Here is a 955-nt window from a genome sequence, read left to right as displayed (position 1 = left end):
GGCCGCCCGCGCGCCATCCGATTCACCCCTGACCCAGGACACCTGATCCATGAACACTGAAGCATCCACGACGCCCATCGACGTCATCGTGATCGGCGGCAGTCACGCCGGGCAATCCGCCGCGCTGCAGATCGCGCGCGCGCGCCGGCGCGTGCTGGTCATCGACGCGGGCGCGCGCCGCAACCGCTTCGCCGCGCATTCGCACGGCGTGATCGGCCAGGACGGCCGTTCGCCCGACGCGATCGCGGCGGACGGCCGGGCGCAGTTGCTCGCCTATCCGAATGCGCAATGGCGGGCGGATACCGTCGTGCGCGCGGAGCGGACCGACACCGGCTATGCACTCCACTGCGCCTCGGGACAACGCTACGACGCGCGCCACCTGGTGCTCGCGTTCGGCGTGGTGGACGAATTGCCGGACCTGGCGGGGCTGCGCGAACGGTGGGGGCAAAGCGTATTCCACTGCCCGTACTGCCACGGCTATGAACTCGACCAGGGCCGCATCGGCGTGCTCGGGAGCGGGCCGCTGTCGTATCTGTCGGCGATGCTGATGCCCGAGTGGGGCGAGACCGTGTTCCTGACGGACGGCAGCTTCGAGCCCGACGAGGCGCAGCGCGAGGCGCTCGCGCAACGGGGCGTCGAGATCGTGCCCGAGCGGGTCGCGCGCATCGTCGAGCGCGCGAGCGTCGAACTGGTCGACGGACGCCGCCTCGTGTTCGACGGACTGTTCACGATGAATCGCATGCGCCTGTCGAGCGCCGTCGCGGAACAGCTGGGCTGCGTGATCGAGGCGGGGCCGCTCGGACCTTACGTGCGCACCGACGATGCGATGGAGACCTCGGTGCCGGGCGTGTTCGCGTGCGGCGACATCACGCACCGGGGCGGCACCGTGGCGCTCGCGATCGGCAACGGCGCGCTCGCGGGCATTGCCGCGCATCGCAAGCTGGTGTTCGCGTGA

The 955-nt window shown here is 70.8% G+C and carries 1 protein-coding gene; it reads left to right on the top strand.

The genetic code is table 11. The annotated features are described in order from the left end of the window. Positions 1–49 precede the first annotated feature (49 nt). A complete protein-coding gene (locus AC1RQF_RS13995; protein ID WP_492872272.1) occupies positions 50–955 on the top strand; it encodes an NAD(P)/FAD-dependent oxidoreductase in 906 nt (301 codons plus the stop codon).

This window comes from Burkholderia sp. GW821-FHT14F03, assembly GCF_058803765.1.
This window is presented reverse-complemented; position numbering and strand designations above follow the sequence as displayed.

Excerpts from the sequence above, each read along its gene's own strand:
- AC1RQF_RS13995 (WP_492872272.1), top strand. The coding sequence starts at position 50 with ATGAACACTGAAGCATCCACGACGCCCATCGACGTCATCGTGATCGGC.